The sequence below is a fragment of the Saccharopolyspora phatthalungensis genome (assembly GCF_014203395.1).
GTDB lineage: Bacteria > Actinomycetota > Actinomycetes > Mycobacteriales > Pseudonocardiaceae > Saccharopolyspora > Saccharopolyspora phatthalungensis.
Window position 1 is genome coordinate 310,619 of record NZ_JACHIW010000002.1, and the last position, 25,201, is coordinate 335,819.

At 68.1% G+C, this 25,201-nt stretch carries 20 protein-coding genes and 3 pseudogenes; 15 read left to right on the top strand and 8 right to left on the bottom strand.

Annotated features, from left to right (window positions below; genetic code table 11):
- The first annotated feature begins 214 nt into the window (after positions 1-214).
- Together BJ970_RS28370 and BJ970_RS28375 are read left to right on the top strand one after the other, a co-directional pair.
- Positions 215-1,201, top strand: coding sequence for a malate dehydrogenase (locus tag BJ970_RS28370; RefSeq protein WP_184729950.1), 987 nt, complete (start codon positions 215-217; stop codon positions 1,199-1,201).
- A 174-nt stretch (positions 1,202-1,375) separates the two neighbouring features.
- The gene (locus tag BJ970_RS28375; protein ID WP_312864621.1) at positions 1,376-1,909 is read left to right on the top strand and encodes a GNAT family N-acetyltransferase; all 534 of its coding nucleotides are present in this window, start codon (positions 1,376-1,378) and stop codon (positions 1,907-1,909) included.
- 457 nt (positions 1,910-2,366) lie between these two features.
- Here BJ970_RS28375 and BJ970_RS28380 read toward each other — a convergent pair whose 3' ends face one another.
- Complete coding sequence (locus tag BJ970_RS28380) at positions 2,367-2,738, bottom strand: transposase (protein ID WP_184729954.1); 372 nt, start codon at positions 2,736-2,738, stop codon at positions 2,367-2,369.
- A gap of 148 nt (positions 2,739-2,886) precedes the next feature.
- On the opposite strand from BJ970_RS28380, the gene BJ970_RS28385 reads away from it, so the two are divergent.
- Entirely contained in the window at positions 2,887-4,104 is a 1,218-nt protein-coding gene (locus BJ970_RS28385) for an acyl-CoA dehydrogenase family protein (RefSeq protein ID WP_312864511.1), read from the top strand.
- 446 nt (positions 4,105-4,550) lie between these two features.
- On the opposite strand, the gene BJ970_RS28390 is transcribed toward BJ970_RS28385, so the two are convergent.
- On the bottom strand, positions 4,551-4,937 hold the full coding sequence (locus BJ970_RS28390) for a VOC family protein (protein WP_184729956.1): 387 nt from the start codon (positions 4,935-4,937) through the stop codon (positions 4,551-4,553).
- A gap of 449 nt (positions 4,938-5,386) precedes the next feature.
- Between BJ970_RS28390 and BJ970_RS28395 the strand changes: the two are divergent.
- The 4 genes and pseudogenes from BJ970_RS28395 to BJ970_RS40370 all read left to right on the top strand — a co-directional run.
- Positions 5,387-6,196: pseudogene (locus BJ970_RS28395) on the top strand (pentapeptide repeat-containing protein).
- 861 nt (positions 6,197-7,057) lie between these two features.
- Positions 7,058-7,537: pseudogene (locus BJ970_RS40430) on the top strand (UvrD-helicase domain-containing protein); the annotation flags it as partial.
- Between the two features lie 156 nt (positions 7,538-7,693).
- Positions 7,694-9,484, top strand: coding sequence for an ATP-dependent helicase (locus BJ970_RS40210; protein ID WP_512700302.1), 1,791 nt, complete (start codon positions 7,694-7,696; stop codon positions 9,482-9,484).
- A gap of 339 nt (positions 9,485-9,823) precedes the next feature.
- A pseudogene (locus BJ970_RS40370) lies at positions 9,824-10,645 on the top strand (Tn3 family transposase); the annotation flags it as partial.
- Positions 10,646-10,869: 224 nt separating this feature from the next.
- Here the strand turns inward: BJ970_RS40370 and BJ970_RS38280 are convergent.
- The gene (locus BJ970_RS38280) at positions 10,870-11,481 is read right to left on the bottom strand and encodes a hypothetical protein (protein ID WP_246471874.1); all 612 of its coding nucleotides are present in this window, start codon (positions 11,479-11,481) and stop codon (positions 10,870-10,872) included.
- Positions 11,482-11,755: 274 nt separating this feature from the next.
- On the opposite strand from BJ970_RS38280, the gene BJ970_RS28415 reads away from it, so the two are divergent.
- The 3 genes from BJ970_RS28415 (at position 11,756) to BJ970_RS28425 (ending at position 13,888) form a co-directional block, all read left to right on the top strand.
- Complete coding sequence (locus BJ970_RS28415; RefSeq protein WP_184729960.1) at positions 11,756-12,205, top strand: Hsp20/alpha crystallin family protein; 450 nt, start codon at positions 11,756-11,758, stop codon at positions 12,203-12,205.
- A 97-nt stretch (positions 12,206-12,302) separates the two neighbouring features.
- A complete protein-coding gene (locus BJ970_RS28420) occupies positions 12,303-12,647 on the top strand; it encodes a helix-turn-helix domain-containing protein (RefSeq protein ID WP_184729962.1) in 345 nt (114 codons plus the stop codon).
- 539 nt (positions 12,648-13,186) lie between these two features.
- Positions 13,187-13,888, top strand: a complete 702-nt coding sequence (locus tag BJ970_RS28425) for a recombinase family protein (protein ID WP_184729964.1) — start codon at positions 13,187-13,189, stop codon at positions 13,886-13,888.
- A gap of 167 nt (positions 13,889-14,055) precedes the next feature.
- Here BJ970_RS28425 and BJ970_RS28430 read toward each other — a convergent pair whose 3' ends face one another.
- Together BJ970_RS28430 and BJ970_RS28435 are read right to left on the bottom strand one after the other, a co-directional pair.
- The gene (locus BJ970_RS28430) at positions 14,056-14,202 is read right to left on the bottom strand and encodes a hypothetical protein (protein WP_184729965.1); all 147 of its coding nucleotides are present in this window, start codon (positions 14,200-14,202) and stop codon (positions 14,056-14,058) included.
- Positions 14,203-14,442: 240 nt separating this feature from the next.
- Positions 14,443-16,539 (bottom strand): NACHT domain-containing protein, encoded by a 2,097-nt coding sequence (locus BJ970_RS28435; protein WP_184729966.1) that lies wholly within the window; start codon positions 16,537-16,539, stop codon positions 14,443-14,445.
- 224 nt (positions 16,540-16,763) lie between these two features.
- Between BJ970_RS28435 and BJ970_RS28440 the strand changes: the two genes are divergently transcribed.
- Together BJ970_RS28440 and BJ970_RS28445 are read left to right on the top strand one after the other, a co-directional pair.
- Entirely contained in the window at positions 16,764-17,897 is a 1,134-nt protein-coding gene (locus BJ970_RS28440; RefSeq protein ID WP_184729967.1) for a glycosyltransferase family 9 protein, read from the top strand.
- Between the two features lie 83 nt (positions 17,898-17,980).
- Positions 17,981-18,523, top strand: coding sequence for an AAA family ATPase (locus BJ970_RS28445; RefSeq protein WP_184729968.1), 543 nt, complete (start codon positions 17,981-17,983; stop codon positions 18,521-18,523).
- Positions 18,524-18,538: 15 nt separating this feature from the next.
- On the opposite strand, the gene BJ970_RS28450 is transcribed toward BJ970_RS28445, so the two are convergent.
- A complete protein-coding gene (locus BJ970_RS28450) occupies positions 18,539-19,138 on the bottom strand; it encodes an MBL fold metallo-hydrolase (protein ID WP_221468442.1) in 600 nt (199 codons plus the stop codon).
- Between the two features lie 324 nt (positions 19,139-19,462).
- Here BJ970_RS28450 and BJ970_RS28455 point away from each other — a divergent pair, with 324 nt between their 5' ends.
- Positions 19,463-20,359: an EamA family transporter gene (locus BJ970_RS28455; protein WP_184729969.1), complete on the top strand. Its 897-nt coding sequence runs from the start codon at positions 19,463-19,465 to the stop codon at positions 20,357-20,359.
- 276 nt (positions 20,360-20,635) lie between these two features.
- On the opposite strand, the gene BJ970_RS28460 is transcribed toward BJ970_RS28455, so the two are convergent.
- Positions 20,636-21,646, bottom strand: coding sequence for an MBL fold metallo-hydrolase (locus BJ970_RS28460; RefSeq protein WP_312864512.1), 1,011 nt, complete (start codon positions 21,644-21,646; stop codon positions 20,636-20,638).
- Positions 21,647-21,965: 319 nt separating this feature from the next.
- On the opposite strand from BJ970_RS28460, the gene BJ970_RS28465 reads away from it, so the two are divergent.
- A complete protein-coding gene (locus BJ970_RS28465; protein ID WP_184729970.1) occupies positions 21,966-22,541 on the top strand; it encodes a TetR/AcrR family transcriptional regulator in 576 nt (191 codons plus the stop codon).
- A gap of 510 nt (positions 22,542-23,051) precedes the next feature.
- Entirely contained in the window at positions 23,052-24,086 is a 1,035-nt protein-coding gene (locus tag BJ970_RS39655; protein WP_184729971.1) for a helix-turn-helix transcriptional regulator, read from the top strand.
- Positions 24,087-24,106: 20 nt separating this feature from the next.
- Here BJ970_RS39655 and BJ970_RS28475 read toward each other — a convergent pair whose 3' ends face one another.
- The gene (locus BJ970_RS28475) at positions 24,107-24,988 is read right to left on the bottom strand and encodes a CE1 family esterase (protein ID WP_312864513.1); all 882 of its coding nucleotides are present in this window, start codon (positions 24,986-24,988) and stop codon (positions 24,107-24,109) included.
- Positions 24,989-25,201: the final 213 nt, after the last annotated feature.

Consider the following 25,201-nt stretch of genomic DNA (forward strand, 5'->3'; position numbering starts at 1 on the left):
CCGGGCCGCCGACAGCGTCACTCACGACGGTGAACGTGGCCGTGCTCACGGCCTCGTCCGGTGGGTTGTGTCCTGCCTCTCCCCAGGCGCAGGGCGGCTGAATCGGTCCGGCATGCCGTCCACTGTGATCCGTGGCGGTCCGGCAACGGCACCGCCGCGCTGGGGATAGCATCCCGCTAGGCAAATCACCCGGCGAGCAGGAGAACGAAACCTCATGACCCAAGCTCCCGTCACCGTGACCGTCACCGGTGCGGCCGGTCAGATCGGCTACGCGTTGCTGTTCCGGATCGCCTCCGGACAGCTCATCGGGCCCGACACCCCGATCAAGCTCCGCTTGCTGGAGATCCCGCAGGCGGTCAAGGCGGCCGAGGGCACCGCGATGGAGCTCGACGACTGCGCATTCCCGCTGCTGCGGAGCATCGACATCACCGACGATGCCCGCACCGCGTTCAACGGCACCAACATCGCGCTGCTGGTCGGTGCTCGCCCGCGCACCAAGGGCATGGAGCGCGGCGACCTGCTGGAGGCCAACGGCGGCATCTTCAAGCCGCAGGGCGAGGCCATCAACGCCGGAGCGGCAGACGACGTGCGCGTGCTGGTGGTCGGCAACCCGGCCAACACCAACGCACTCATCGCCCAGGCCCACGCCCCGGACGTGCCCGCCGAGCGGTTCACCGCGATGACCCGCCTGGACCACAACCGGGCGCTGAGCCAGCTGGCGCAGAAGCTGACCGTGTCGGTCACCGACATCAAGAAGCTGACCATCTGGGGCAACCACTCCGCCACCCAGTACCCAGACCTCTTCCACGCCGAGGTCAACGGCAAGATCGCCGCCGAGCAGGTCGAGCAGGCCTGGCTGGCCGAGGAATTCATCCCCACCGTCGCCAAGCGCGGCGCGGCCATCATCGAGGCCCGCGGCGCGTCCTCGGCGGCCTCGGCCGCCAACGCCGCCATCGACCACGTGCACACCTGGGTCAACGGCACGCCCGAGGGCGACTGGACCTCGGCGGGCGTGGTCTCCGACGGCTCCTACGGCGTGCCCGAGGGCCTGATCTCGTCGTTCCCGGTCACCGCCCGCGACGGCAAGTTCGAGATCGTGCAGGGCCTGGAGATCGACGAGTTCTCCCGCGAGCGCATCGACGCCTCGGTCAACGAGCTCGTCGAGGAGCGCGACGCGGTGCGCGACCTCGGTCTGATCTGAGCCCATCCGCACTGTGCTGGGGTCGTCCCGGAACGGGACGGCCCCCGTTTTGCCTCAGTCGACCGGCGAGCCCTTCCGGCACGGATCCGCTGGGGACGCCTGCGGCGCCGGGATATCCCGTTGCCAGGACCGGCTACCGGACAGCACCCTCGGCGCATGGCCCATCCCGCGGAAGTGATCACCTTGGACTCGGCGGTGTTGCGGCGCTGGCGGCATGACGACCTCGCTGAAGTGCACGGGGTGGTCACCGAAGCGCTGCCGCATCTGCGGCCATGGATGCCGTGGGCCGCCGGAGATTACCCGCTCGACGTGGCCGCCGAGTTCCTCGACCTCTGCGACCGCAACTGGCGCAGCGGCGATGCCTACACCTATGCCATCACCGTCGACGGCGCGATCGCCGGCTGCATCTCCCTGGAACGCCGCATCGGCCCCGGCGGCCTCGAGATCGGGTATTGGCTGCACCCCGACCACACCGGCCGCGGCCTGGCCACCACCAGCACCGCGGCGCTGATCGACGAGGCGTTCGCGTTGCCCGGCATCGATCGCGTGGAGATCTGGCATGACGCGGCCAACACCGCCAGCCAGGGTGTGCCGCAACGCCTCGGTTTCACCTGCGTCGATCGCCGCAGCGCCACCCGCGGCCCGAAAAACTCCGGAGACGACGGGATCGACGTCATCTGGCGATTGTCCCGCCCGCCCCAGCAGTGACACCCGAGCTCGCCACCACAGTCGCCGACGACACCACAACCCAATCCGGCCCCTGCCGTCGACCGCTGCACCACTGTCCACAGTGCACCACCCACCGTGGCGGTGGCCAGGACCCTATGCCCTCGTGGAACAGGCCAGGAGGACGGGATGCGGGAGTCATTGCACCAGCGGGCGCGCTGGGGTTGCTAAGCGCGGTGTAGACGGTGCGGTGTGGGCGGTGGGTGAGCACCATTTGGTGAGTCGCGAGGACTGGCCGGACGCTCTGCCTGCTTGCGTCCGCGCCCGTGAAGCGGGACTGGGAGACCGATGAACGTAGGCCGGTGTCCACATTGTGCGGGATGCGGGCCAGGCGTTCGACCGCGTCGTTGGGCAGGGTGAACCCGACCGATTAGGACAGTTTCCGGGCGTGCAACCAGTCCAGGAAGTCGTGGGGTGGCGCCGGCAGAATCGGTACGGATCAGCACTTTTCGCCCGATCCGGCCGCAACTGCCGGTGAAGGGTAAACTCCCCGCAACGACGTTTCGGTCCACAGTGATGTGATCCGCGGCGGTATTCGAGGCCGAACACCTCGTGTTCGTTGCGGCAGGGCGGCGATCTCGGCCACACTGTGCTCACCGATCATCGGAGTGAGGGTTAGGTCGCACACGATCTTTCCTCGATCATGGATCGCCGTCGGCCGCCGCCACCGCGCCAGCGCCGCCGACAGCACTTGATCAAATCCCAGCGTGGTCAGGGGCTGCACGAGCAGCACCGCACCAACATTGGACACCACCCTCGTACCGGCGATGTCGACCTTTAACGATGGATACGACCCGGTAAGCTTGCTCACCAGAAAGGTGCTCCTGAACTTGCTCTGACGTGGTCCTCAGCAAGCCATATCTTTGCAGTTCAGCGCACCTTTTCTCCGTTCACAACACCCACTCAACCCACAATGCAATGAAAGCAGCGGGCTTAGGGTGACATGGAAGGGTCGCAGTGTGGACCTGATCGACCAGATGATCTTGACTGACGCTCACCATGCGCTCCGGCACGAGGTGCAGGAGTTCGCTGCTGAGGTGATCGCCCCGCAGGTCGCCAAAATGGAGGAGACGTCGGCTGTCGACCATGAGGTCATCCGCGAGGTCTCCCGCCGGGGCTATATCGGCGTGACGATCCCGCGTCGCTACGGCGGGATGGGCGGCGATCACAAAGCTCGGACGCTGCTGATCGAAACGATCAGCAGCGAGCATGGTAGTGGAGCGATGGGTGCGGCCACCCAGGCAAGCATCCTGGGCCTGGCCAAGATTTTGCATTTTGGCAGCGAGGAACAGAAGCAGCAGTGGCTGCCGGCGATCGCGGCGGGCGAATGCCTGCCCACGATCGCCACGACCGAGCCGGGCTGTGGCGGCCACGTCCTGGGTATGGAGGCCACCGCCGTCCGCGACGGTTCCGACTGGATCCTCAATGGACACAAGCACCATGTGGGTAACAGCCACGTCGCTGATCTCCACGGTGTGGTGGTGCGCACAGGTGAGGGATCAGGCGGCCTGAGCGCGTTCCTAGTGCCGGCCGACACACCCGGCTGCTACCTGGGCGAACACGTCCCGCTGACGGGCCTGCGCGGGTTTTCCGCAGGCGACGTGTTTTTCGAGGATTGCCGAGTCCCCGCGTCCGCTCTGCTGGGAGAGGAAGGCGACGGTCTCTCCGTCGCCCTTTCCTCGTCAATGCTCTATGGGCGGGCAAACCTGGCGGCGGTCTCGTGCGGAGTGCATCGCGCACTACTGGCCGACACGAAGGACGAAGTGAAGCGGCGCCACCGCTACGGCAAACCACTTCACGAAGCGTTGGACAGCGTTCAGCAGAAGATCGGGAAGATCACATCGAACGTGATGACCGCACGCCAAGACCTCTACCTCGCCGTCGACGCACTTGATCGCGGCATGGACTGCGATGCAGCCCTCGCCAATGCGAAGTTGATCAACGTAGAACTCGCGCTGGCCTCCGCGCGCCTGGCAGACGGGATCTATGGCGCGGACGCGCACCGCACCGATCGGGCTCTTCAGCGCTACGTCCGGGACTCCCAGCCCATCCGTTCACCTGCCGGAACCTCGGAGATCCAACAGCGCATCCTCTACAAAGTCACGATGGACAGTTATCCCAGCTCGTGGTCGGTGCGATTAGCCGACAAGGTAGCCGGCGCAGAACTGCGGCACTGAGCAGGACGCACTGGCCACCGCCGAACATACCGCCTCCGCTGGCTTGTCCGGGCAGGGTGACCCGGCGCAGCCTGGGGCAGTGGCCGAGTCCGAGCGAGATCACCACATCGCCCAGGTCGCGGCGACCAACATCATCCTGTCCGGCGCCGACCAGGCTAGCGCCGCGAACACCCTGCTGGACGTGCTCGGCATGGTGCCGCTGTGTCAGGTGTCTGCCGTACCGGGACCTGGTCCTCCAGCACGCCGCGGTGCCCCCGCTAACCAGGTCGCCGGACACCTACCGGAAAACGGACCGTTAGGGGCGTCGCCGACTCCCCGAAGATCAAGACCAACCCCAACACCCCGCGCGCCTACACGAACGTGCTCGACAGGGTCGGCGAGGTGATCGGCCCGGCCGGAAACTGACCGAGGGGCCAGTCCGGCGAACACCTCGTCGGTGCGCGCCATCAGCTCGGTCGGTCCCCCAAGCGCGAGGGCTGCAACAACGAGATCAGGTTGCCGTCGGGATCGTTGAACGACGCCGTGCGCCCCCACGGCCTGTCCAGGGGATTCCCGACGGTCACGCCCGCCGCGCGCAATTCCGCCACGTCGGATTCCAGGTCGTCTGTGTGCAACTGCAAGTGCACCGGGCCGCCGGGATCGCGCCCTTCGACGCTGAAATCGACCAGCACGACCCCGGTTTGGGCACCGGGCAGGGCGACCATGACGAACTGGCCGTGCGGCCCGGCCAGGTCCATCACCAGCTCGAAACCGAGCACGTCGATGTAGAACCCGCATGCCTTGACGTGGTCGGCCACCGGCACGGAGACGAACTGCAGACGCGATATGTGCATGCCCAGCACTATAGGTACGGACTATCAATCCGGAGCCGCGAGAACACCTCATCGGCTGGTCACGACGCGGCGAAGCACCGGCGGGCAAAGCATTGAACCGCGAACCTGCCTGCCCGAACCGCCCTCGATCGGCATCGTCGGCGCCGAACCCGACACCGCCGGACGGCCAACCAGCCTGTGACCACCGCACCCGCTCCGAGGCCGAATACGCCAACGGCGCCGTTGTCCAACCCGACGCACGACTCGTGCTCGCCGCCGGCCTGCCCTTCGACGCCAGGCGGCGCGACCGTGGCGATTACGCCCCCAGGCCCGCCACATGATGCACAACCTCGGGGCACGACTGTCCGATGGGGTCACCACGGTGGCCCGCCAAGGGACTGACCCAGGCCCACCGCTGCCGATCAGGGAGAATACGGGCAAGAGCACCTCGCGGTAGGAGATCGCTCACATTGTCCGACCAGCACCAAGACCCGCACACCGACGGCAGTCTGCACGCCGACTGCGCGAACTGCTTCGGGTTATGCTGCGTCGCACTACCCTTCGCCGCCTCGGCCGATTTCGCGGTCGACAGAGGACGCCGGATGGCCGTGCACCAACCTGCTGGCCGACTTCCGCTGCGGCATCCACGCACAGCTGCGCGAGCGAGGCTTTCGCGGCTGCACCGTCTTCGACTGCTTCGGCGCCGGGCAGAAGGTCTCCCAGCTCACCTACGGCGGCAAGGACTGGCGCCAGGACCCGCACACCGCAATGCAGATGTTCGCGGTGTTCCCCGTCATGCGCCAGCTCCACGAACTGCTCTGGTACCTCAACGAAGCACTGACCCTAGCGGCGGCCCGGCCCGTCCACGATGATCTGCGTAAGGCGCTGCGCGACACCGAAGACCTGACCCGCGGCAGCGCCGACACACTCGCCGGCGTTGATGTCGCCGCACTGCGCCACACCATCAACGAACTACTTCTGCGCACCAGCGAACTGGTGCGGGCCACGGTCGCGGGCCGCAAGAGAAACCACCGGGGAGCCGATCTCATCGGGCAGACCTGCGTGGAGCCGACCTGTGGGGCGCCAACCTCCGCGGGGCCTGTCTGATCGCGGCCGACCTGCGCTCGGCCGATCTGATCGGAGTGGACTTCCGCGACACGGATCTGCGCGACGCCGACCTCACCGGCAGCATCTTCCTCACCCAGGACCAGATCAACGCCGCCCAGGGCAACACCGGCACCACACTGCCGCCCACGCTCACCCACCCCCGGCACTGGTGAGACCAACGGCGCGCCATCATCCAGATCCAGGACCCGCACCTACCAGGCACTACCCGCGAACACCGGGCTGTATGAGACCAACTCGGGCACGCTGACCACGCAACCGGACACACTCCCGATCGCCGCCGCCCGGCCCCCGGGGCAGGGCGGCCGATGATCTTTTGGCAAGATCGCCGGGTGCGCTTCTACGCCGATCTGCACATCCACTCGAAGTATTCCCGCGCGTGCAGCAAAGACTGCGACATCGAGCACCTGACCTGGTGGGCGCGCCGCAAGGGCATCACGCTGGTCGGGACCGGCGATTTCACCCACCCCGCCTGGTTCGAGCACCTGCGCGAGGTGCTCGAACCCGCCGAGCCCGGCCTGTTCCGGCTGCGTGGCGACCTCGACACTGACCTCACCCGCAGCCTGCCGGCCACCTGCGGCGGGCAGGTGCGGTTCATGCTGTCCGTGGAGATCTCCACCATCTACAAGTACGGCGAGCGCACCCGCAAGGTCCACCACCTCTGCTACATGCCGGATTTCGCCGCCGCCGAGGAGTTCAACCGGCGGCTGGGCCGCATCGGCAACCTCGGCTCCGACGGCCGCCCGATCCTGGGCCTGGACTCCCGGGACCTGCTGGAGATCACCCTGGAATCCGGCGACGGCGCCTACCTGGTGCCCGCGCACATCTGGACCCCGTGGTTCGCGGTGCTGGGCTCCAAGGCCGGGTTCGACGCGGTGGAAGACTGCTACCGGGATCTGGCCGGGCACATCTTCGCGCTGGAGACCGGGCTCTCCAGCGACCCGGAGATGAACTGGCGGATCTCCGGGCTCGACAGATACACGCTGGTCAGCCACTCCGATGCGCATTCGCCGCCGATGCTGGGCCGGGAGGCCAGCGTCTTCGACACCGACCTGGACTACTTCGCGGTCAAACGGGCGCTGGAGACCGGCGAGGGTTTCGCCGGCACCGTGGAGTTCTTCCCCGAGGAAGGCAAATACCACCTCGACGGACACCGCAAGTGCCAGGTGCGCTTCGAACCGGGCGACACCCGCGCCCACAGTGGACTGTGCCCCGGCTGCGGCAAGCCCCTGACCGTCGGCGTGCTGCACCGCGTCGAAGCGCTCGCCGACCGGCCCACGGGCATCCGCCCCGACGGTGCGGCCGACTTCCACAACCTGATCCCGCTGCCGGAGATCGTGGGCGAGATCCTCGGTGTGGGGCCCAAGAGCAAGAAGGTCTTCGGCCAGATCAGCGACCTCACCGCCGCCCACGGCCCGGAGCTGGCGATCCTCCAGGACGTGCCGATCGACGAGCTGCGGCGCAGCCACGCCCCGGTGGCCGAGGCGATCGAGCGGCTGCGGCACGGCCACGTGCTGCGCGATCCCGGCTACGACGGTGAATACGGCACCATCCGCGTTTTCGACCCGGCCGAGCTCACCCGGCTGCGCACCGGCAATGCGCCCGCATTGTTCGACGACGCGCTGTTCACCCCGCAACCGCAACCAGAACCCGTGGCCGCACCCGTCCCCCCGCCGCTGCCGGAACCCGAACCGCGACCGGCCGCCCTCCCAGATACCGGGCCAGGCGTGCTGGGCGGTCTGGATCCCGACCAGCGCGCGGCGGCCGAAGTCCCGGGCGGGCCGCTGCTGATCGTGGCCGGCCCGGGCACCGGCAAGACCCGCACCGTCACCCACCGGCTGGCGCACCTGGTGCTGGAGCGCGATGTCCCCGCCAGCCAGTGCCTGGCGATCACCTTCACCCGCCGGGCCGCCGAGGAGATGACCGAACGCCTGCAAGCCCTGATCGGCCCGGACGCGCAGCAGATGACCGTGGCCACCTTCCACTCATTCGGCCTGCGGATCCTGCGGGAACACCACGTGCAGCTCGGCCTCGGCGCCGATTTCGGCCTGGCCGATTCCGCCCGCCAGCACGAGATCCTCACCGCGATCACCGGCGACGAACGCACCGCGCGGCGGGTGCAGGCACAGCTCTCGCCCGTGCGCCGGGGCGGCGACGGCGACCCGGAAACCGAGGCGGCGCTGGCGGCGTACCTGGCGGAATTGCGCCAGCAGAACCTGGTCGACTTCGACGACCTCGTCGTGCTGGCGGTGCAGCTGCTCACCGACCATCCCGCAATCGGCGAGGAATACCGGCGCCGCTACCGGTGGATCACCGTCGACGAATACCAGGACGTCGACGAGCTCCAGTACCGGCTGCTGCGGCTGCTCGCCCCGGCCGGGGCCAACCTCACCGCCATCGGCGACCCCGACCAGGCGATCTACTCCTTCCGCGGTGCCGACGTCGGATTCTTCCTGCGCTTCGAGCAGGACTACCCGAGCGCGCCGGTGCTGGCGCTGACCCGCAACTACCGCAGCGGCGTCCACATCCTCGACGGCGCGATCCGCGCCATCACACCGTCCACACTGGTCCCCGACCGCCGGCTGCACCCGGCCTCGAACCGCCAAGCCCACCCCATCGTGGTCCACCAGGCCGGTGATGAACGCACGGAGGCGGCCTTCGTGGCGCGCACGATCGACCAGCTGCTCGGCGGCGCCTCGTTTCATTCCCTCGACAGCGGCCGCGTCCTCGGCGACGGACCCGGCGGCGTCGGCTTCAACGACATCGCAGTGCTGTACCGCACCGACGCGCAGTCGCACGCGATCCTCGATGAGTTGACCCGCTGCGGCCTGCCGGTGCAGAAACGCTCGCACGACCGGCTTTCCGCGCGCCCCGGCGTTGACCTCCTGGTGCGCGAGATGCTGCACGTCGCCGCCCGCACCGGCCCGGTAGCCGATCAGCTGCGCCTGGCGGCCAAGGCCGTTGCCGACACCGTGCCCGAAGACACCCGGCCCGACATCCACACCGCGGTGGAGCTGCTCGGCCCGCTGGCGCAGCGGTGCGGCCAGGATGTGCCGCGGTTCTGCCGCGAGGTGCTGCTTGGCGCCGAGGTCGACACGCTGGACCCGCGCGCCGAGGCCATCTCCTTGCTGACCCTGCACGCCGCCAAGGGCCTGGAGTTCCCGGTGGTCTTTCTCATCGGCTGCGAGGACGGCCTGCTTCCGCTGCGCTGGCCGGGCACCGAGCCCACCGTGGCGGAAGTGGCCGAGGAGCGCCGGCTGTTCTTCGTCGGCATGACCCGGGCTCAAGACCACCTCTACCTCACCCGGGCGACCCGCCGAACGATCCGCGGAACCCAACAGGACCGGACGAGTTCGCCGTTCCTGAATCCTCTCGGCGAGGCGATTATCCAATCCGAAGCCCCCGCCCGGCGCGTCCGCCCGGCCCAGCTGCCCCTGCTGTAGGGCAGTGCGAGGTGATCCGCTTCGGCGCCGCTCCGGACGGGCAGCGGGTGCTGGCGGCGTTGCGGGATCTGCCGACGTTGTGGGGCGGCGGACGCAACAAGGTCGACCGCTCGGAGATCGACGAACAGCTGCTCATCGGCTCCTGGCGGCGACTCGTGCTGCACACCCCTGAGCTGGAAGCCGGGCACGGTGGACTGGCGCGCCTACACCTTCTGCGTGCTGGAACAGTTCCACCGCTGTTTGCGGCGCCGGGACATCTTCGCGGTCAACTCCAGCAAGTGGGGCGACCCCCGCGCGAAACTGCTGGCAGGCAAGGCATGGATCACGGCGAAGCCGGTGGTGCTGGCCAGCCTGAACCTGCCACCCGACCCCGACGATCACCCGGACGAACGCGCGGAGCTGCCGGACGCCACCTTCCGCGAGGTCACCGCCGGGCTCGGCGACAACACCGCGGTCCGCTTCGACGAACACGGCCGCCTGCGCCGACCAGGCGTTCACCCCGGTCACCGGCGGCGAAGCCCGCCTGGCCGACCTGCACATCACCATCGCCGCACTGCTGGTGTCAGAGGCGTGCAACATCGGCTGGACCCCGGTCATCAAGCACAGCGTCCCGGCACTGACCAGGAACCGGTCGCGCACGTGGATGCGACCTATCTGCGGATGGACACGATCAAGGCCGCTAACGCCGCCCTGATCGACGAACAGGCCCGCAATGGCCTGGCCCAGGTCTGGGGTGGTGGGCATGTGGCCAGCGTGGACGGGATGCGGTTCGTCGTGCCGGTGCAGACGATCAACGCCCGCCACAACCCGCACTACTGGGGCCAACACCGGGGCGCGACGTGGCTGAACATGCTCAACGACCAGGCCGCCGGGCTCGCCGGGAAAGTCGTCACGGGCACCCCGCGCGACTCCCTGCACGTCCTGGACGTGCTCTACGACCGCGACGGCGGACAGAAACCACAGGTGATCGTGACCGACACCGCCTCGTAATCCGACATCGTCTTCGGTCTGCTCACCCTGGCCGGGTTCACCTACGCCCCGCAGCTGGCCGATCTGCCGGATCAGAAACTGTGGCGCATCGACACCAAGGCGGACTACGGCCCATTCGCCACCGCCGCCCGAGGCCGCATCGACCTGGACCGGGTGCGGCGGAACTGGCGCCGGTGGCTACGAAGTCCGCGACGAGGACACCGCCCGCCTCTCACCCTTTGTGCGCCACCACACCAACATGCTCGGCCGCTACTCCTTCCTCACCCCGGAACTCGCCGGCGGGCTACGCCCACTGCGCGACCCGTCGGGGCCCGGACGAAGACGAGAACGACTAGAAGCGGCCTGTGGTGCCGCCCGCATTCAAGTGGGTTCGGGCGGCACCACGATGCCCCTGATCAGGCAATTAGTGCCCCGCTGGTCGGAGAGCGAGTGACCACGCGTCCGCAGTCGGTGGTAGTGATCCAGTCGTCCACGGTGGCGTCGGGATCGGTCAGGTCCAGCTCGGCGAGGCTGCCCGCGACGGGAAGGTAGAGGTGGCCGGTGTGGGTGGCGCCGGTTAGGGCGTTCCACCACACCTGGTGGTTGGTTACCGCGGCGGCCGCCACCAGCGCGCCCTGGCCGTCGTGCTGGCCGAGGATCCACTCCAGGGTGTCGCCGGGCACGCAGACGCATACCACCACCCCGCCCAGCAGGCAGTCCGGGAGCGCGGCGAGCCGGGCACGTAGCCGTTGATCGTCCAGTGCCTCCATGAGTACCCGGGTGGCGTGTTCCCGTTCCAGCACTCGCTCGTCGAGGGCCTGGCGCACCCACAGGCCATCCCCGGCCAGGTGCTCGGTGTGCTCGACCCACTGCTCGCGTTGCCCGTTGCGCGCGACGGCAGCGCTCATCAGCCGCTGGGCCTGCCCCAGGGTGTCGGCTCCCAGGGCGATGCCCTGCGCGGGCAGCCAGCCCCGCCACCGGCACCCGTGTTCCCAGTCACTGCGGTACACCGCGTGCAACACCGCCATCACCGTTCACCACCTTCCACAAGCTCTCGTACCCGCGCCTCTTAGCCCAGAGAGGTGATGGTGGCTGCTCTTGAAAAGTTGGTTCAGTGGTTCCAGAATAGGTCGTGCAGTGGTTAGTTGTGAAGCGCTTGAGCTGCGAAAAGGAGGTGACGGCGCATCGTCAGTTCTCCCTCCCTTTGGCTCCGGTGTGGCGGCAGGGCCGCCACACCCCCTTCCACAAGACCCGACCCACTTGCGCGGTCGGGCGGAACCGACAACGAAGGAGTGGGCAGCGATGACGATGGCGTTGGATCCGTTCTTCCGGGATCTCAACCGGTTGGCCACCGAGGTGTTCGGCAGCAGCCGGATGCCGCAGACCATGGCCATGGACGCCTACCGGTCCGGGGAGAACTACGTCGTCGAGTTCGACCTACCGGGCATCGACCCGCAGTCGCTGGAGGTCCACGCGGAAAACAACACCCTGACCGTGCGCGCCCAGCGCCCCGACCGCACTGGCGGCGAGGGTGACGCCGCGGTCCGCTACCTGGCGGCCGAACGCCCGCGGGGCGCCTTCTCCCGGCAGCTGTCGCTGGGCGATGGCCTGGATCTGGACCACATCACCGCCGACTACACCGACGGGGTGCTCACCGTGACTCTGCCCGTGGCCGAGCAGGCCAAGCCCCGCCGCATCGAGGTCGGCCACGGCGGGGGCCGCAAGGTCATCGAAGGCGCCCCGGCTGAATGACGACCAGCGGGCGCCACATCTTCCGGCCCGGGCCCGGACACAAGCCAGACACGTGTCCGGGCCCGGCGTTTCCCACGACGAAAGGCGCCTACGGATCATGGTCGACTCCCCCTCACCGGAGCGTGCGCGCACAGCGTTCGACGACGCCGACTACCCCGCCTACACCATGGGCCGGGCCGCCGACATGCTCGGCGTCACCCCCGACTTCCTGCGCAGCCTGGACGCCGCCGGGCTGCTGACCCCCGACCGCTCCACCGGCGGGCACCGCCGCTACAGCCGCACCGAACTCACCCTCGCCGCCCGCGTGCGCGAACTCCTCGACAGCGACCTGACCATCCTCACCGCCGCCTGCCGCATCGCCCAACTCGAACGCGACCTCACCACCACCCGGCAGCACCTGGCCGCACTCGACACCCCACCCCGGCACACGCGCCGAGCGTGAAGTATCGAGGGCCCGCACCTGCCGGTGTGCAAGACGAGGGCAGCAACCCCTCTTCCTGGGCCCCGACCGCGATGCCCGGGCTGTGTTGCACGGGCTCAACGGAGTACTGCTTCTGCACGGCACCGACGAGGTCCCAGTCCTGGCGTTCGTCAACCCGGAACGGGAAGCATGGGGACGCCGCGCTTTCTGGGTCAACGAACCCCCGCTGCGGCTGCGAGGCAGCCGCGTACTCACCGACGACGAGCACCAGCTGGCTGTGTCGGTCGATGCTGCCCGCCGGCCCCGCCGCGGCGGAATTCCGGCGCCTTGCCCGCGCTGGGATCGATGGCGCCAACACTGCGATGTTGGACGAATGCGCCCGCATGACCCCCACAGCAGCGCCGCGCGGCCGCCAACACCGCCGCCGACATCCTCGACAATTCCCGCAGCACTAGGCCGACTAGAGCGATCCGTTTCTGTCGTCAAATGACCCTTTGACGACAGATGGTCGAGAGTTCGTCCGGCCGGGCGGATCATGGGAAAACCGCCGCCCTGATCCAATGCGATCCGTCTCCGAGCTGTACCGGCTGTGCCGCGACCTGGCCGACATCCTGGCGGTGCGGGACTGGTGCCGCGCGCATGGGGTGAAGCTGCGCGTGCTGTCCGGCGCGCTGTCGGGCATCGTGGACCTAGCCGCCACTGACGCGACCACCACCATGCTGGTCAACGTCCTGGTCTCGGTCGGCCAGTTCCAGCGCGACCTGCAGAACGAACTCGCCCGTGATGGCCTGGCCGCCGCGTGGGCGCAAGGGGCGAAGTCCGGACGCCGGCCGCGCCTGGCCCAGCTCGGTGTCTTGGAGGAGGTGCGGCAGGCGTTCCGCGACGGCGCCAGCATCGCCGCACTGGCCCGCGAACACCAGGTCAGCCGGGTCGCCATCCGCACCGCCGTGGCCGACCTGATGCCCGACCGCCCCGAGCGGCCCGCGGCCACCGCTGACGAGCCGCAGCCGGTGCGCATCGAGATCCCCGGCAAGATCGCTCGCCACCTGCCGAACACGACGACCTGGACGACGTCGAACGCCACGCCCTGCGGCAGGGTCGCGAAGTCCGCCGCGGTCAGGGCTACAAGCCTGCACGTCACCGCGCTACCGGACGTACACCAGGCGCTGCTCGCCGCTGCGGCGGCGCTGGGAGGCGAAGGCGCATCCCCGGCCGACCGCAAGGCGTACCGGATCTACGCGGACCGGCTGAACAACGCCTGACAAGGGACGCCGCCCATCGGCGTGTTGCAGATCACAGCGAATCTCGGCGGCGCCATCCTCATCTGCTCACTGACCAGCAGCGTTAAGGCTTAGCGCACGATCCGGCATCGATGTTCCTCAAGCCCCGGGACGCCTACCTCGGCAAGCCCGACCCGGTCGACACCGGGTCACAGAACCCGGTCGCTTATTGCACGCTGCCCGAGGAGCAGCAGTTCGTGCAGCGGCCCTGCGCGTGCGGCTGCGACAAGCTCACCGACCGGGACTTCCCGCCCGGCCACGACGTACGCGCCATGCAGCAGCGCGTGAGCGACCACTTCGACGGGCTCCGCTGGAGTTCGTCCAGTGGGTCGACGACGTGCTCGCCAGCACCGCTGGTGCCGCCTCGGACAGGTCGGCGTGATGGCCTGCGGAAGGCACCGGTGGTGACACCGCGGCCAGCCCGTCTTCCCGATGACCGCCGCCGGGCACGGCCGCGTCCACCACGACCGCCTGGCCGATTCCCGGCGGCTGGCCGAGCTCGCCGGAAGCGCACCGCAGGAGTCAGGACGACGCGCTCAGCGTTTGGTGCGGTAATGCCGGGCGAGGTGATCCCGGAGTCGAGCGTGGCGGAATTGGTAAAGCGAACCGGCCTGGCGCAGGACGCCTCGGTCGTAGGCGTCTTCGAGGAAGCGTTTCACACGCCACGGCAGGCGACCGGTAAGCGGGAGCCACACGCGACCGAATAGCAGCCAGGTTCCCCACGTTGACCGCAATAAGAAGGCCTGCGTGACCATGAGTCCGACCGCGAACCCGGCCACGAGTCCGAATACCGTAGTGCTCAGGAAACCGTCCACGAGTCCGACCGAGAGTCCGACCGTGGACCCAGCCAGGATCGCACGGATGAGTGTGACGGTGCGGTCGGTCCTTAAAAGTTGCCACGGGCTGACTGCTTCTCGAGGATCATGGCTGTCGCCCAGTACTACCAAGACGACATTCACGAGACCGACAGCGAGCCCGGTCGCGGGCGCGACTACGAGCCCGACTGCGAATCCGCCCACGAGCCCGGACACAAAGTCGAGTACCCCGCCCACAAGCCCGATCGCGAACCCGAACGCGAATCCGGCATTGAACCCGGACAGAAGCTTCCTGGTCCCCGGGAAATGTCGAGCTCGCTCGGTGTTTCTCCGAATGCGCAGCCGTAGCCGTTCTGGTTCTACGGCGGTGTGTCTGTGCCGGAGTCTCACTTCGTTGACCAGCCCGGTAGCGAGCCCGGCCGCGAGCCCGATAGCGGGCCCGGCCGCGAGCCCGAGAGCCAGCGCGCGCGAACTCCCGATGGCAAGCGTGCCGACGAATCCACCCACTGCCGACAGCAACCCGACCATGAGCACGCCGGCGAGCCCACCTACGAGCCCGACCGCGCCCATGGTGGTGAGGATGCGGGTGCTGCGGCGCAGGGTGGTGGAAAGTTGCCACCAGGTGAGGTCGTGGGTGTTGCGTTGTCCGAGGTGGTCGGCGAGGTAGCCGAGCCAGTGCCGGACCCGGTCAGGGGCCCAGTCCGGTTGTCGTTTTCCGCGTGAGTTGGTGTCGCGGTCGCGGTAGACGGTGTCCAGGTAGCGGCCGAGCAGGTATTCCTCGATGTCTGTGTCGGTGGGAAAACGCCGGGTATCGAGGAGTTCGTCGGGGTGGCGTGCCGGGGTGCCGTTATGGATGGTGTGGGCCAGCATGACCATCAAGGGCGTCGTCAGCACCGGAGTGAGGTTCTGACTCGCGGTGTCGCCGGGCGCAGTGCGCAGATGGTTGAAAACCGTGTCCCATTCCGGGCTCCGGGATTTGGTGGTGCCGAGGCGTAAAAACCGGTGAGCTTCCTCAACGGAGAGGTCTTGGACCTCGATGGCCGCGGCACGCCCGACCGCGTTGACCTCATGGGCGGCCCGGGTGTATTCACCGGATCGGCTGGTGACGACAAGTGGCCAGTCGACGTCACTGATCTCGCTGATCGCATCGGGGTGATGCCGGGCGGGGATTTCGTCGAAGCCGTCGAGGACGGGAAGGATCATTTCGCTGTCGACGAGCGCCTCGGCCATTCTTTTCCTGGTGGCCGGGTCCCGGGCTTCGAGGAAGGGGAAGTCGCGCAGGAGTTGCCGGACCAGCCAGGGTTGCAGCCCGGTCGAGGCGGGGCTCCAGGCGCTAAGGCTGAACAGCACCGGTACCGGACCGGGCACCTTGGTGTCTTGAAGCAGGTCAATGATGAGGCGGTGTGCCAGCACGGTCTTACCCGCGCCGGCTTTCCCGAGGATTACCAGACGTTTTGAGTGGATGGCCTGGTAGGTGTCCCGGATAACCGTGAAATGCCCCGCCAACGACATCCGATCATCACGACCGGTTACTCCGTGGATCTTCTCCCAGTGATCGAGCAGGTCCTCGGATGCGGTGTGCCAGCGCACTGAGAGCGCGTCCGCACTGGTGATCCCCCAGTGCCGCATCTCTTGTGCGCTGAGTGTCCGCACTTCGGTGGCGAGATCCTGGACCACCTTGGTTTGTGCCTCCCCGGCTCCCAGCAGGGCGGATCTTTGCGGTAACAACAGGATATCGCCATGTACGGCACCGGCCTGAACGGAATGCCCGGCAACATAGCCGGTGCTCTGGTTATGGATCTCGCCGTCCTCCGCCACACCGTGCAGTGTGCCGTATACGCCGTACGAAACCCTCCCGAATACCACAAACCCAGCGAAGTCGCGCCGAATCGCATCGTCCCCGCTCAGTTCCGCCCAAAAGTTCCGCGATGCCGCCGCGCCCCTCAGCCCACCTCGGCCCCCACCGACGGGACGGTGGGCGCGTGGCCGGCGGCCTGTAGCCGCAGCGGAAAACCACTGGCCCGCGTTCGTAGAGTCGGGGCATGGGGCGTGAATCGGTGCTGGTGAACTTCGTCTACTGCCATCCCGTCGGGCATGCCGTGGAAGCAGTGCAGTACTGCCTCGGTTATCGCCGCGCGAACCCGGACCGCCGCATCGGCGTGGTGCTCAACTCCGCCACGGCGGTCGACCTGGCCGCCTGGTGCGACGCGATCGACGAGGTGTACACAGTGGACATCGACGTGTTCGGGCCACCGACCGCCGAGGCGCTCGCGCACGTCCCGGCCGAGTGGGACTGGGTCGTCGACGACCCGCGCGGCCACCAGAAGTGGCAACACGACATCTTCCCCGGCCTGCGGCGCTACTACGAACTGGCCGCCGAGCATTTCCGCACCACCGGCGGGCACACCCAGATCGGGGCGCCCCGGCCGTCTTACCGGTCGCACAATTCGCTGCGGCTGAACCTGCCGGACCCCGCACGCGACTGGGCGGCCGAGCTGCTGCCGCAGCATGCCGCCCCGACCATCGCCATCCTGCCCGGCGGCAGCGCCGAACGCTGGCGCTACCCATCGCTGAGCTCCTGGCAGCGGATCCTCGGCGCCGTCGTCGAGCGCTGGCCCGAGGTGCGGGTGTGCTTGACCGGCAAACTCACCGACGACGGCCGCACCAGCACCGGGTTCACCCGAGCGGAGTTCGACGCGCTGGCGGAGACCGTCCCGAACGCCGCCTGGGCACTGGATGTGCCGCTGGACCGGCAGCTGGCCGCGATGCAGCGCTGCGACCTGTTGCTCTCGCCGCACACCGGGTTCGCCTTCGCCGCGCTGGCCGTCGGCACGCCCTGGCTGTCGCTGGCCGGCAACGACTGGGCGGAGTACTACTTCAACCCCGGAGTACCGTTCTACTCGGTGCTGCCGGACCCGGACCGCTTCCCGTGCTACGTCCTGCTGGGCAACACCCCGGATCCCGTCGATGACGAGGGTCCGCGCTCGCCCAGCATGTCCTCGGCGCGCATCGAGGCCGATCTCACCGAGCTCCTAGCCGGCGTGGCCTGGCTGCTGAGCGGCGAAGCCGACTTCGACACCGCGATGCGCGATCACGCCCGCCGCCTGCACACGCTCTTCGCCGGTCGCACCGACCTGATGTTCTCGGTGGACAGCCTGCTGACCTCGTACCTGTGACGGCGCATCGAGCCCGCCGCATCTGGCGAAAACAATCACCGCACTCCCCTCGTTGTCCTTGTCGAACCGTGGAGGTTGCAGAGATGTCATCGCCGGAGTGTTTCGTGGTGATCACCGGTGGTCCCGGTGCGGGCAAAACGGCCCTGGTCGACCGGCTCGCCGCCACCGGACTCGCCCGGTCACCGGAAGCCGGCCGCGGTGTGATCACCGATCAGCTCGCCATCGGCGGCCGCGCGCTGCCCTGGGCCGACCGTGTGCTGTTCGCGGAGCTGATGCTGAGCTGGGACCTGCGTTCCTACCACCAGGCCCGCCGACAGAGCAGCCCGGTGATCTTCGATCGCGCTCTGCCCGACATCGTCGGCTACCTGCGACTCAACGACCTGCCGGTGCCCGAACACGTGCACACCGCCGCGCAGCGGTTCCGGTATCGCAACCGGGTCCTGCTCGCCCCGTTCTGGCCGGAGATCTACCGGCAGGACGGCGAACGCAAGCAGTCCCTGTACGAAGCGGAACGCACCTACGAGCACATGGCCGCCGCCTACACCGATTACGGCTATGAGCTCGTGCACCTGCCACGAACCACAGTCGAGCAGCGGGCACGATTCGTGCTCGACGAGCTGACCTGACGGTGGCCAGGGTGCTCAGCGCAACCGATAGGTCCTGCCTTCTGCTCCCCACTCGCCGAATGGCGGGAGCTCGCCGCGGTCGATCGCGCGGATCGAGGGGCGTCCGATGTGTGCGAAGACGAGCCGTGCGATGCCGGCCCGGGCGGCGCTGTTCGCGGTCTGCACGGTGGCAGCGTGCCCGCCGACGCCGCCGGCGAAGCGGATCGGCCGGTCCCAGCCGGCCGCGTCGGCGAACATCAGCTCAGCGTCGCGGGCCCAGTCCGGGAAGGTCCAGAACTCCGGCGCCCACACCGCGCGGTGGCCGTGGTGGTCGATCACGTATCCGTAGGTCGGGTGCGCGGTGTGCTCGACGGGGAGCGGTCGCAGCCGTACTCCGCCGGCCTGGTACTCGACGGCCCCGGCGGGCACTCCCAGGGCTGCGCTGCGACGCCGGATCGAGGGCATGAGCTCGGCGCGTTCATCGCAGACCAGCCAAGCATCGACGTGCTCGCCCTCCGGCGCCGTGCCCCCGCCGTCGATGATCACCCGATGCCCGCTCCACCGCACCGCCAGCCCGGCGGGGCGGTAGCGCGGCGAGTTCATCGCGCCGACCCCCAGCAACGTCAGGTTCACCATCACGCGGTCCTCCCGCCACGCAGCGGCCGAGGTCTGCCTTGAGCCCGGTCCGGCCGAATACGGCCTTATGGCAAGCATGTCGGTCGCGCACCTGCGGATCCAGTCGAACACATCCCGAGTGGTTCCCGCGTGCCGGGGTGGGTGCGGGCTCGCACCGTCCACTCGCGACACTGGTCGGCTCAACGCCGATATACCGCGGCGATGGCGGTGAGACTCACGCTGGGGCGGCCCGGTGGCTCGATATCGCGCGGCCATAACCAAATCGTATAGCTGCTCCGTCGGATGCATTTTGCGAAAACGCTGCCGCGCCCCAGGCTCGGGTGCATGCAGACAACAGCGCATGCGCGGCAGGCCGCAGCCGATCCGGTTTCCGCTGCGGACAACGGTGGGCGCTACGCGGGCATCGCGATGATGGTGGGCAGCGGGCTGTCCAACCAGGTCGGTGCCGCCGTCGGTTCCTTGGCGTTCCCGGTGATCGGACCGGCAGGTGTGGTGGCGGTGCGGCAGTGGATGGCCGCAGTCACGCTGCTGGCGGTCGGCAGGCCGCGGGTTCGCTCATTCACCTGGCAGCAGTGGTGGCCGGTCCTGCTGCTGGCGGCGGTGTTCGCGACGATGAATTTGTCGCTATACAGCGCGATCGACCGCATCGGTCTTGGCCTGGCGGTGACGCTGGAGTTCCTCGGCCCGTTGGCAGTCGCGCTGGCCCGCTCTCGCCGCGCGGTGGACCTGGGCTGCGCGGTTATCGCCGCCGCGGGCGTGGTCGCGTTGACCCGGCCGCAGCCGACGACGGATTATCTCGGCATCGGCCTGGGTCTGCTGGCCGCGATGTGCTGGGCGTGCTACATCCTGCTCAACCGCTCGGTGGGTCGTCGGCTGCCTGGTGTCGAGGGCACGGCGGCAGCAGCCGGGCTGTCGGGTCTTCTGTTCGTCCCGATCGGCATTGTGGTGCTGCTCCAGCATCCGCCGACCCCGGCCGCGCTGGGATGCGCGGCGGCGGCAGGCATCCTCGCCTCGGCGATTCCGTTCCTGCTCGACATGCTGGCGCTGCGCCGGGTTCCGGCCCACTTCTTCGGCATCTTCATGAGCATCAACCCGGTCCTGGCGGCCACCGTGGGACTGGTCTTCCTCGGCCAGGAATTGCAGGCAGGCGAGTGGCTGAGCATCGCGGCCATCGTCACCGCCAACATCGTCAGCGTCGTGGCCACCATGCGCCGCAGGTGAGCGGGGACGGGCGAAGGACCGGCTTGAAAAGCCTGGCCGTGATCTTCGTCGTCGGCGAGGACGCCTGGCTGGGCTAGTGCCGTGCCGGGAACGTTGGCCGGGCCGCAGGTTTGGCGTTTCCGCGCGAAAACGCCGTTCCCCCAACGCAACCCGGACAGCGCGGTGGGTTGCGCGCCCGAGGCGATCTATGCGCGAGCCGTCCGCCTCGACCTGGACAAAGTGCTCGCAGACTCCCGCCCACCGCCCCGCATTGTGCAGCCTGGGACATGGAGACTGTCAGGCGGAGGAAACGGGGACCATTCGGTAACTGTCCCCGTGTGAGACCACGCGGCCGGCGGTAGGCGGCGGGAAGTGGGTGCCCAGGACGAGGGTGTCGGTGTCGGCGAGCGAGGCCAGCATCCGGCGTCGGGTGACCTGGGACTGTGCGGGGTCGATGTCGACGCACGAGCCGATGCCGGGGTGGGCGAACTGGATGGGGTGGTGGACGCAGTCGCCGGTGATCAGCGCTGTCTCGCCCTGGCTGGTCAGGTGGATGGCGAGGTGGCCGGGTGTGTGCCCGGGCGTGGGGAGCAGTCGCAGCCCCGAGGCGATCTCGATGCCTTCAGTGGGAATCTCGACCAGGTCGAGCAGACCTGCCTCCTCCACTGGGACCACGGAGTCGTTGAACATGTGCCGGCGCGGCTCGTCCATGCCGTAGCTGGCCCAGAACTCCCGCTCGGTGCGGGAGGTGAGGTACCGGGCGTTGCGGAAGGTGGGCACCCATGCCCCGTCCACCTGGTGGGTGTTCCATCCGACGTGGTCGGTGTGCAGGTGGGTGAGCAAGACCAGATCGACGGCCTCCGGGGCGAATCCCGCCGCGCTCAGGTTGTGCAGGTAGCCGGTGCTGAGGTTGTGCCAGGCCGGGTTCGCCCGCGTCTTGCCGTTGCCGATGCCGGTGTCGACCAGCACCCGCATCCCGTCCTTCTCGAAGGCGAAACTGTGGCTGTGCAGGTGCAGGATGCCGTCCGGGCCCGCGAAATCGGGGCGCAGCCACTCCGCCCGGTCCACCACTTCCGCGGTGGCGTCGGGCAGCAGCCAACGACCGGTCGCCGGGGGCAGGAGCACCTCGTCGATGCGATGGACGGTGAGCCCGCCGACGGTCCAGGAGGGCGTGGCGAGGAAGGGGTGGTCGACAGCAGTATTCGAGGAAGTACGCATGGTCGTTGGTTCCTTGTAGAGCGGGTACAGCGGAGTGGGCGTGCTGGATGCGGCCAGGTGGGTGACGAGCACCGAGGCGGCCCGGCCCATCCTGAAGTGCGCGGATGGCGGGGGTGCGGATTCTGTGACGCCGGGAAGGGGCCTGGGCGCCCAGGGAGGCGCAGGGCATGTGACTCCTACACTAAAAGCAACGTTCTTGCTTTAAGGTACCGTAGCCCCTATCCGCCACTAAAGCAAACGGCTAGCTTTAGGGTGTCGGTTCATGGTGCTCCGGCCGACAAGGTTTGCCCTCATCCAGCCCTGCCATGAAGGGACAACCATGTCCACTGTCGAACTCACACCCTCGGTCGACCAGGTCGAGCCCGGCCTGCGTGCCTTTGATGCAATCGCTTCGCTTTAAGGTGATGCCATGAGTCGAAAGCCGATGGTACGCCCGGGCGGGCGCAGTGCCCGGGTCCAGGAATCGGTTCACCGAGCCGTACGCGACCTGATGGCGGAATCGGGCCGGGAGGCCCTGACCGTGCCCCTGGTCGCGGCCCGGGCCGGAGTCACGCCGTCGACGATCTACCGACGGTGGGGCGACCTACAGGAGCTGCTGTCGGACGTGGCCGTCGAACGGCTGCGCCCCGAGACACCTCCGGAGGACCACGGCTCCTTGACTGCTGACCTGACGGCCTGGGCCGGACTCTTCCTCGACGAGATGGCCTCGCCCGCGGGCCGCGCATACATCCGTGACGCACTACTCGGCGATCCGGACGGCCGCAACGCAGGACAGTGTTCGGCCTACGCCGCCGAGCAGATCAATGTCGTCCTCGCCCGCGCCGCCGACCGTGGAGAGGCGACACCCAAGGTGGAGATGGTCATCGACGGTGTCGTTGCGCCCATCATGTACCGCATCCTCTTCCGTCCGATCGGGATCGACGACGCGTACGCACGTCGCCTCGTGACGGAAGTCCTCGGCTCCAACGGCAGTGAGGACCGGTAACGGACCTTTTCGTGCACCGTGGCATCGGCTCGATCCGCGGGCCGTGGCTCGTCTCCGTAAACGGGGTGACGGAGCGCGAGATCAACAACGCCGTCGGCACCTGCCGGTGCCCAGTCGTGGGTTTGCCCCTGCGCGTAGCTACCCAAGCACTGGGCCTGGTGCTCGCTGACCCGAATGGTCTCATGTGCACCGAAAAGGCCAGCGGACGAAGGGAATTCGCTGTCGGTGGGAACGGCACATCCGGACAATTGACATCGTGACACCAGACATGGACCGCCTGGAGCGTGACCTCTGTTCAGCGTCCGGGGACGGCCTGACCTCAACGGAGCGCGAGATCAACAACGCCGTCGGCACCTGCCGGTGCCCAGTCGTGGGTTTGCCCCTGCGCGTAGCTACCCAAGCACTGGGCCTGGTGCTCGCTGACCCGAATGGTCTCATGTGCACCGAAAAGGCCAGCGGACGAAGGGAATTCGCTGTCGGTGGGAACGGCACATCCGGACAATTGACATCGTGACACCAGACATGGACCGCCTGGAGCGTGACCTCTGTTCAGCGTCCGGGGACGGCCTGACCTCAGACGAGATGGGTGAGGTCATCTCCCGCACCATCATCGGCCTGGTCGCACACGATTCCCTCCACGTGTGCTGGCGGAACCCGAACACGAACATGGCCTCATTCGGATTCTGGCATCGGCTTACCGCGAAGATCGGCCAGACGCAGATGATCAACCTCTACTCGGGCCAGGAGCCGGGCCATCCTGCCGAACAGGCACACCGAGGCGTCCTAGCGCAGGTGGTGAACGCGCGCGACCGGCTTGCCTACAAGGTCCTGCGGGACAACGGGTTCGGCAGCGAGTTGCGTCTGCTCCTGCGAGGCTCCCACGGGGTGTGGGGAACACTCGTGTTGTACCGGGAGCAGGGCGGCAGACCCTTCGAACAAGGCGATGTGGACCGCGTCGCGCGGCTTGTCAAACCACTGGTGGCGGCGTCGCGGAGCTACATCAGGGCAACCCCCCTGCGCCCACCGGAAAAGGACCTGTCCCCAGGGGTCATCGTGGTGGGCGCCGATCACGCGGTACGCGGGATCACTCCTGAGGGGCACGCGTGGCTACGTGAAATACGTCTGCCAGGGGCACTGGCCAATCCCGAGTGGGCGGCGACAGCCCTCTCCAGCGAGGTGGCGATGGCCAGCCGGAGGTTCGTCCGTGACCCAACGACACCGCGCCCGGTGGCCTGTCTGCCCTCGGCATACGCCGGACGTTGGGTCAGCATCCAGGGCCAACCTCTCAACGCGGACGGCACGGGCGATGTGGCCGTGATCATCCAGGCGGCCGGTGTGGAACTGCTGCCCGCCCTGTCGGCCTGGTACGACATCACTGGACGAGAACGCACCATCATCGACCAACTCCGCGACGGCATACCCGCCAAGCAGATCGCCCGACGGCTCGACTTGTCGGTGCACACCGTCAACGATCACCTCAAGGCCATCTACCGGAAAATCAGCATCACCAGCCGAGAGGAGATCACGGCCGTGCTGTCTCGGTGAGGGCGACTGGTCAAAGCACCTCACGGGAGCCGATTACGCAGGAAGAAGTTCCACATACGGTTGGCGATATCAGTACGGTTGTCGTCCGCGGGCCAGAAGTGAGTGCCGCGATAGACGCGCCACACCACCTCAACGCCCGCACGGCACGGGCCGTACACGGCGGCTTCCACCGGTACCCCCGGTTCCGTCACCGGGGTCGCCGGGCAGCCGTTTCGCCGGAGCCATTCGTCGCGGTGCGCGACGGCCAACGGGGGAAGACTGATGAGGTCACCATCGCTGTGGAACAGACCGACCGCGATCGGGCGGTCCGGTACACAGGGGCTGCCGGTGAACGAAGGGGACACGCCGCCGTAGGCGGCAACCGAGGCGAACACCGTGGCGGCGTCGCACGCGAGCCTGGCCGACATGTTGGCGCCGCTGGAAAAGCCCTCCACGTGGATCCGGCGCGGATCGACACACCAGCTCCCGGAGATGTCCTTGACCACCTCACGCAGGTAGGTGACGTCAGCGGATCGCTGATCTGCGTCCCACACCAGTCCTGCCCCTGCCGACGGGTAAGCGACGATGAAGTGCCTGTCGGCGGCGGCAGTTGACCAACGGGTCTCCCGCTCGTGCAAAGAGTACGGCTGAAGCGCGCCGTGGAGGCTGAGCAGCAACGGCACCGAAGGTCCGGGCAGGCCCGGTGGCACGTTCACGTGGTAGGTCCTGCCCGCGGCCTCACGGCTGACGGTTCCCGAGGTGGGCACCAGCGTGCAGCCGGCTCCCCCAGTCGCGGTTGTGGAAGCGGAGGCGGTGCCGGTGATCAGGAGTCCCATGCACATCGAGACGGCGAGCAACCGGGCGGTGAGCCCTCTGGCGCGGGTAGCGCGTGACAGTCTTCGGGGGCAGGTGGATGCGGGCACCCTGGTTTCTCCTTATCGCCGGTGTGATCAGTGGGCGATACACGGTACTGCGCGCCCTGGCCGCTCTACAGGCGACACGTACTCTTGTCACCCCCCAAAGCTTGGGATTCACGAACTTCCCGCGCCGAATGATCCTCAACGTTGCGCGCTGGTAGGTGGCTGACGGCCGAATCGACCGACAGACCCTTGCCTAACGCGTCAGGGATCAAGGGC

What these genes read in the sequence shown, in the direction of transcription:
- BJ970_RS38280 (WP_246471874.1), bottom strand. Translation starts at nt 11,481, where the DNA reads ATGGCGGTGTTGCACGCGGTGTACCGCAGTGACTGGGAACACGGGTGC.
- BJ970_RS28420 (WP_184729962.1), top strand. Translation starts at nt 12,303, where the DNA reads ATGGTCGACTCCCCCTCACCGGAGCGTGCGCGCACAGCGTTCGACGAC.
- BJ970_RS28440 (WP_184729967.1), top strand. Translation starts at nt 16,764, where the DNA reads ATGGGGCGTGAATCGGTGCTGGTGAACTTCGTCTACTGCCATCCCGTC.
- BJ970_RS28425 (WP_184729964.1), top strand. Translation starts at nt 13,187, where the DNA reads ATGCGATCCGTCTCCGAGCTGTACCGGCTGTGCCGCGACCTGGCCGAC.
- BJ970_RS28450 (WP_221468442.1), bottom strand. Translation starts at nt 19,138, where the DNA reads ATGGTGAACCTGACGTTGCTGGGGGTCGGCGCGATGAACTCGCCGCGC.
- BJ970_RS28460 (WP_312864512.1), bottom strand. Translation starts at nt 21,646, where the DNA reads ATGGGCCGGGCCGCCTCGGTGCTCGTCACCCACCTGGCCGCATCCAGC.
- BJ970_RS28370 (WP_184729950.1), top strand. Translation starts at nt 215, where the DNA reads ATGACCCAAGCTCCCGTCACCGTGACCGTCACCGGTGCGGCCGGTCAG.
- BJ970_RS28445 (WP_184729968.1), top strand. Translation starts at nt 17,981, where the DNA reads ATGTCATCGCCGGAGTGTTTCGTGGTGATCACCGGTGGTCCCGGTGCG.
- BJ970_RS28455 (WP_184729969.1), top strand. Translation starts at nt 19,463, where the DNA reads ATGCAGACAACAGCGCATGCGCGGCAGGCCGCAGCCGATCCGGTTTCC.
- BJ970_RS28390 (WP_184729956.1), bottom strand. Translation starts at nt 4,937, where the DNA reads ATGCACATATCGCGTCTGCAGTTCGTCTCCGTGCCGGTGGCCGACCAC.
- BJ970_RS28415 (WP_184729960.1), top strand. Translation starts at nt 11,756, where the DNA reads ATGACGATGGCGTTGGATCCGTTCTTCCGGGATCTCAACCGGTTGGCC.
- BJ970_RS28465 (WP_184729970.1), top strand. Translation starts at nt 21,966, where the DNA reads ATGAGTCGAAAGCCGATGGTACGCCCGGGCGGGCGCAGTGCCCGGGTC.